6 protein-coding genes are annotated in these 6,033 nt (G+C 73.0%); 2 read left to right on the top strand and 4 right to left on the bottom strand.

Going from position 1 to position 6,033, the window contains the following annotated elements; all coding sequences use genetic code 11:
• The 3 genes from ACFYST_RS09440 to ACFYST_RS09430 all read right to left on the bottom strand — a co-directional run.
• The coding region (locus tag ACFYST_RS09440) for an NADH-quinone oxidoreductase subunit C (RefSeq protein ID WP_387861087.1) at window positions 1-1,170 on the bottom strand (1,170 nt) is incomplete at its 3' end.
• Complete coding sequence (locus ACFYST_RS09435) at window positions 1,167-1,805, bottom strand: NADH-quinone oxidoreductase subunit B (RefSeq protein WP_387644306.1); 639 nt, start codon at window positions 1,803-1,805, stop codon at window positions 1,167-1,169. The genes ACFYST_RS09435 and ACFYST_RS09440, both read right to left, overlap by 4 nt.
• Entirely contained in the window at window positions 1,796-2,203 is a 408-nt protein-coding gene (locus tag ACFYST_RS09430) for an NADH-quinone oxidoreductase subunit A (protein ID WP_387644303.1), read from the bottom strand. Before ACFYST_RS09430 ends, ACFYST_RS09435 begins: the two co-directional genes overlap by 10 nt.
• Window positions 2,204-2,479: 276 nt before the next feature.
• Between ACFYST_RS09430 and ACFYST_RS09425 the strand changes: the two genes are divergently transcribed.
• Entirely contained in the window at window positions 2,480-3,631 is a 1,152-nt protein-coding gene (locus tag ACFYST_RS09425) for a sensor histidine kinase (RefSeq protein ID WP_387861086.1), read from the top strand.
• Window positions 3,632-3,710: 79 nt separating this feature from the next.
• On the opposite strand, the gene ACFYST_RS09420 is transcribed toward ACFYST_RS09425, so the two are convergent.
• Window positions 3,711-4,823, bottom strand: a complete 1,113-nt coding sequence (locus tag ACFYST_RS09420; RefSeq protein ID WP_387861084.1) for a S1C family serine protease — start codon at window positions 4,821-4,823, stop codon at window positions 3,711-3,713.
• A gap of 113 nt (window positions 4,824-4,936) precedes the next feature.
• Here ACFYST_RS09420 and galE point away from each other — a divergent pair, with 113 nt between their 5' ends.
• Complete coding sequence (gene galE, locus ACFYST_RS09415) at window positions 4,937-5,911, top strand: UDP-glucose 4-epimerase GalE (RefSeq protein ID WP_387644295.1); 975 nt, start codon at window positions 4,937-4,939, stop codon at window positions 5,909-5,911.
• The last annotated feature ends 122 nt before the right edge of the window (window positions 5,912-6,033 follow it).

The following is a 6,033-nucleotide window of genomic DNA, read 5'->3' as shown; positions in this document are numbered from 1 at the left end:
GTCGGCGGACCTCGCGGGCCCGGGCTGCACAGCCGCAGGCTTCGCGGGCCCGGTCGCCGCAGGCTCGGCCTGCACGGACTTCGCCTCCTCGCCCCCGGACTCCACGGCCCCAGGCTTCGCAGGCTCAGCGGCCACAGGCTCGGCCTGCACGGCCTCCGGCTGCACCTCGGCGGGCTTCGCGGGCTCAGGCTTCGCGGGCTCAGGCTTCGCGGCCGCAGGCTTCGCGGCCGCAGGCTTCGCGGACTCGTCGTGGGCCGGCACGGGCGCGTGCCACGGGGCGTCGGACGACTGGGTCCGGGCGGTGCGGCGCGGGGCCTCGGGAGTCGACGGCGGCTCGGCGGCGGGCGCAGCCGAATCGGCGGCCTGGCTGACCGAACCCTCGCCGACGCTGCGGCTGCGGCGCGGACGGTCGGCGCGCACCGGCGGCGCGTCGGCGGCGGCGGGCGTGCCCGGGGCCGGCGCCGCCTGGCTGGCGGAGCCCTCCCCCACGCTGCGGGTGCGGCGCGGACGGTCGACGCCGGCTCCGGCGCCGGCCCGTGCGGCGCGCGCGGGGCGTTCGGCGACGGGCGGCAGGGTGCCCTTGAGCGGGCCCCACTCGTTCGGGTCGGGGACGCCGGGCGGCAGCATCTTGCGGCGGGCGGGGCCGCCGCCGTGGTCGGACTCTCCGGGTTCCTTGGCGCCGGGCCAGTCCTTGGCGACCCGGGCGGCCAGCACGAAGTCCTTGCGCAGCGGGTGGCCCTCGAAGCCGTCCGGCAGCAGCAGGGTGGCCGGGTAGGGGTGGCCGGGGAATTCGATGCCGAACATCTCCCGGGTCTCCCGCTCGTGCCAGGCGGCGCCGGCGTACACCCCGACGGCGGTCGGCAGCACTGCCTTGTCGCGCGGCACCCGGGTGCGCAGCAGCAGTCGGCGCACGCTGCCGGGCTCGCCAACGGCGGCCAGGTGGGCGCAGACCGCGAAGCCCTCGGCGAGTTCGTCGACGGCGCTCAGCCAGTCCAGGAACGTCAGGCCGAGGCCGTCGCGGGCGGCGGTGAGTGCCTCGATCCAGTGCTCGGCGGGAACGGTGACGGTGAGCAGGTCGTACGCCTCGGCGGCGGTCGCCCACGGTCCGATCGCGGCGGCGATGCGCTCGGCGGGGGTCGGAACGGCAGGGACGTCAGGGGTCTCGGTCACTGCTGCCCCTCCCCCGTCGTGGCGGGCGCAGCCTTGAGCGGGCGGCGCAGCGCCGCGGCGGGTGCGGCGTAGCGCTGCGGGATGTCCTCGGCGGCGATCTTCTCCTGGAGCTTGAGGATGCCCTGGAGCAGCGCCTCGGGCCGGGGCGGGCAGCCGGGCACGTAGACGTCGACGGGGATGATCTGGTCGACGCCCTTGGTGACGGAGTAGGAGTCCCAGTAGGGGCCGCCGGAGTTGGCGCAGGCGCCGAAGGAGATGACGTACTTCGGTTCGGGCATCTGCTCGTACAGGCGCTTGACGGCGGGGGCCATCTTGTCGGTGACGGTGCCCGAGACGATCATCAGGTCGGCCTGCCGGGGGCCGGGCGCGAACGGGATGACACCCATCCGGATGAAGTCGTGCTTGGCCATGGACGCGGCGATGAACTCGATCGCGCAGCAGGCGAGTCCGAAGTTGAAGCACCAGAGGCTGTAGCGGCGGCCCCAGTTGAGCACCACCTTGACCGGATCCGGGGCGAGCCGGGCGAGCGGGCCGAGGCGGCGCTGCTCGACGGCGGCGCCGGGGTTGGCCGGGTCGGGGATGCCGAGCGGGACCGGCCCGTCGGCGGGCGTCCCGTGCGCGTGCGTCACGTCCATTCCAGAACGCCCTTCTTCCAGGCGTAGAGCAGTCCGACCGCGAGGAAGCCGATGAAGACGAACATCTCCACCAGCGTGACCGCCCCGAAGCCGGCGGCGGCGAACACCGTGGCCCACGGGAACAGGTAGATCGCGTCGACTGCGAAGATCACGTACAGGAAGGCGTAGACGTAGTAGCGGATCTGGGTGTGCGCCCAGCCCTCGCCGACCGGATCGACGCCGCACTCGTAGGCGAGCAGTTTCTCCGGGGTGTCGACCACCGGTCGCAGCAGGCGGTTGGCGGTGAAAGCCACCATGACGAAGAGGACGCCGATGACCGCCAGCAGGCCGATCGCCGCGTAGGCGTCGAAGTAACCGCTGCCGGCGGCGGGGTCGGCAGCGAGCGGCTGCCACTCCATGGATTACGCCCTTCTTCTTTGCCCGTCCATAACCATCGCTATCGCGGGAGTCTATGTGCACCGCTCGTCTACTCCCCCATCTGCCCGTTCTGCAAGACGTCCGGTGGACGCCCGGTGGAATTCCGCTTGTCGGCCCGTCGGGAGCGGGGTTCAGCACGGGGGGTGGGGATAACCCCCGGACGAAGACGGAGTGCAGCACCATGGCGGCCGGCTGTCCGCAACCGGGATGCTGGTGATCGTCAAGAGACCGGCGAACACCAGGGAGAGGGCGCCGACATGGAGGACAAGGCGAAGCGCCCGTCGTTGTACGGGCCGCAGCTGTGGCAACAGGTCCAGCACGAGTTGCTGAACCTCCCGGTCGGCATCGCCGCGTTCACGGTGATGGTGACGCTGCTGTGGACGGGCGTCGGCCTGGCGGTGACGGTGATCGGGCTGCCGCTGCTGGCCTTCGGGCTGACGTGCTGCCGTCTGTTCGGCCGGCTGGGCCGGGTCCGGGCCCGGGCCGCGCTGGGCAGCCGGGTCGCCGAGCCGGGGCCGCTGGTGGTCTCCCGTCCCGGCACGGCGGGCTGGGTCATAGCCTCGCTCTCGGACGGGCTGAGCTGGCGCTGCGCGCTGTACTGCCTGCTGATGCTGCCCTGGGGCATCCTCGGCTTCACGCTGACGGTGGTGCTGTTGACCGTCGGCTGGCCGGTGCTGCCGTGGGGGATGCGGGGGCTGGCGTGGGTCTCCCGGCTGCTGGTGGAGGGTCTGCTGTCGCCGGGCGCGCTGGAGGAGCGGGTCCACAAGCTGGAGGACGACCGGGGCACGGTGGTCGACCACGCCGCCGCCGATCTGCGCCGCATCGAGCGGGATCTGCACGACGGCGCGCAGGCCCGGCTGGTGGCGCTGGCGATGGATCTCGGCCTGGCCAAGGAGAAGCTGTCGGAGGATCCGGTGGCCGCGCAGAAGATGGTCGACGCGGCGCACGGCGAGGTGAAGCTGGCCCTGCAAGAGCTGCGCGATCTCGCCCGGGGCATCCACCCGGCGGTGCTGACTGACCGCGGTCTGGATGCCGCGCTGTCCTCGGTGGCGGCCCGCTGCACGCTGCCGGGCGGCGTCAAGGTCCAGGTCGAACTGGGCGGGGAGCGCCCCGACTCGGCGGTCGAGGGCATCGCCTACTTCACCGTCAGCGAGCTGCTCACCAACGCTTCCAAGCACTCCGGCGCCCGCTCCGCCACGGTGGATCTCTGGCGCCAGGAGGACCGGCTGATGCTGACGGTGCAGGACGACGGCAAGGGCGGCGCCGAGATCCGGCCCGGCGGCGGCCTGGCCGGCCTGGCCGAGCGCGCCGAGTCGGTGGACGGCGTGTTCGTGGTGGACAGCCCGGCCGCCGGCCCGACCTCGGTGACGGTCGAACTCCCCTGGCGCACCCGGGCCGGCCGGAGCTGACGGTCCGATCCGGTCGTGGACGGGCCCGGGGTGCCGCCTCCCTTGCGCGGTGCGGCACCCCGGGCCCGAGCGGGCGGGGCTAGAGCGTCCCGAGGGTGACGTCCGCGGTCTGGTTCTGCCCGTTGCGCTGGTAGCCGACGGTGACCTTGTCACCCGGGGAGAACGAGGCCAGCGCGCTGGTCAGCGCGGCGGGGGTGGTGATCGCGGTGTCATTGATCTTCGTGATCACGTCGCCCGCCTGCAGCCCCGCGGAGTCGGCCGGTCCGCCGGAGGTCACCGAGACGATCACCGCCCCGGCGGGCTGGAAGTTCGCGTTGAAGAAGGGGCGGACGGTCACCCCGAGCGCGGCCCGCCCGGAGTTGGTGACGGTGCCGCTGGCGATCAGCTGACTGGCGATGCTGGTCACGGTGACGGCGGGGATGGCGAAGCCGATGCCGGGCGCTGCCGAGTTGCCCAGCTCCGGGTCCACCGCGGTCAGCGTGTTGATCCCGATCACCTGGCTGGAGAGGTTGACGAGCGCGCCGCCGCTGTTGCCGGGGTTGATCGCGGCCGAGGTCTGCACCATGTTGCCGATGGTGGCGCCGGGCGAGCCGGAGCTCGACGGCTCGCTGACGGTCCGCCCGACCGCCGAGACGATGCCCTGGGTGACGCTGCTGGACAGACCCAGCGGGCTGCCCATGGCCAGCGTGATCTGGCCGACCGCCACCTTCGCGCTGTCCGCGAAGGTGGCGGGCTTGAGCCCACCGGGCGGGCTGCTGAGCTTGATCACCGCGAGGTCGGACTGCGGGTAGCTGCCCACCAGGGTGGCGTTCAGCGGCTTGGTGCTGTTGGCCAGCGTCACGGTGAAGGTCTGCGCGGTGCCGATCACGTGCGCGTTGGTGACGATGTCGCCCTTGTCGTCGAAGACGATCCCGGAGCCGAGGCTGTCACCCGCGGTGATCTGCACCACCGAGGGCAGCACCTGGTTGATCACCTGCTGGTAGTCCTGCTCCGTCTGGTTGCTGGCGGACGGGGCGGGAGCGGTCGTGGTGGCGCCGGCCGCCGAGTTGGATCCGGAACCCTTGTGGGCGCTGGAGCAGCCGGTGACCAGCAGCGCCGCCGCGGTCAGCGCCGCCGGACCGAGCCACAGCCTGGGCCCGGTGGGCCGGGGGCCGGCCGGAAGCGGGCGGGTCGGTTCCTTCTTCGGGCGCACGACTGCCACCTCCGGTCGCGAGACAGAACTTTGTCAGCATTTCAGCGATATGTCCGAATAGCCGCCCAGACACTCCAGCCACCACCCGGAAAGCGGCCGTCTAGGATCGGGCCATGACCTGGTTGATCACGGGCGGGGCCGGCTACATCGGCGGTCATGTCGTACGGGAGCTGGTCGCGGCCGGCGAGTCCGTGGTCGTCCTGGACGACCTGAGCACCGGCGCGGCCTCCCACCTGCCCCCCGGCGTCCCCCTGGTGACGGGCTCCACGCTGGACCGCCCGCTGCTGGACCGCGTCCTCACCGAACACGGCGTCCGAGGCGTGCTGCACCTGGCGGCCCGCAAGCAGGTCGGCGAGTCGGTCGCCCAGCCGCTGCGCTACTACCACGAGAACGTGGAGGGCCTGCGGGTCGTGCTGGCCGCCGCGGTCGACGCGGGCGTGCGCCGGGTGGTGCTGTCCTCCTCCGCCGCCGTCTACGGCATGCCGGACGTCGACCTGGTCACCGAGTCCACGCCGTGCGCGCCGATGAACCCGTACGGCGAGACCAAGCTGGCCGGCGAGTGGCTGCTGAACGCCTGCGCCGACGCGTACGGCCTGTCCGCGGTGTCGCTGCGCTACTTCAACGTGGCGGGCGCGGCCCTCCCCGAGCTGTCCGACCCGGGCGCGGCCAACCTGGTGCCGCTGGCCTTCCAGCGCCTCACCGCCGGGCTGCCCCCGCTGATCTTCGGGGACGACTACCCGACCCCCGACGGCACCTGCGTCCGCGACTACATCCACGTCTCGGACGTCGCCTCCGCGCACGTCGCCGCCGTCCGCCGGCTGAGCGCCCCCGAGTCCGGCGAGCAGGTCCGGCTGACCCTCAACATCGGCACCGGGCACGGCGTCTCCGTCCGCGAGATGCTCGCCGAGATCGCCGAGGTCACCGGCCTCGACACCGCCCCCGAGGTGACCGCCCGCCGCGCCGGCGACCCGGCCCGGGTGGTGGCCTCCGCAGAGTTGATCCACCGCGAACTCGGCTGGACCGCCCGCCACGACGTCCGCGCCATGGTCGCCTCCGCCTGGGCCGGCTGGCAGCACCGCCACCCGTAGCCGCCGACCACGACGGCCCCGGACCGCACTGGTCCGGGGCCGTCGTCGTATCAGTTCGCCGGGAGGACCGATTCGGGGGAGGGTATGCCAAGACTTGACCGGTAGCCGCCCCTTCGGCGAAG

The organism is Kitasatospora sp. NPDC004614, from assembly GCF_042873675.1.
Taxonomy (GTDB): domain Bacteria; phylum Actinomycetota; class Actinomycetes; order Streptomycetales; family Streptomycetaceae; genus Kitasatospora.
The sequence above is the reverse complement of the archived record's forward strand: the minus strand, read 5'-3'. Positions and strand labels throughout refer to the sequence as shown.

Coding starts and splice junctions, on each gene's coding strand:
- ACFYST_RS09435 (WP_387644306.1), bottom strand. CDS start 1,805: ATGGACGTGACGCACGCGCACGGGACGCCCGCCGACGGGCCGGTCCCG.
- ACFYST_RS09430 (WP_387644303.1), bottom strand. CDS start 2,203: ATGGAGTGGCAGCCGCTCGCTGCCGACCCCGCCGCCGGCAGCGGTTAC.
- ACFYST_RS09425 (WP_387861086.1), top strand. CDS start 2,480: ATGGAGGACAAGGCGAAGCGCCCGTCGTTGTACGGGCCGCAGCTGTGG.
- galE (WP_387644295.1), top strand. CDS start 4,937: ATGACCTGGTTGATCACGGGCGGGGCCGGCTACATCGGCGGTCATGTC.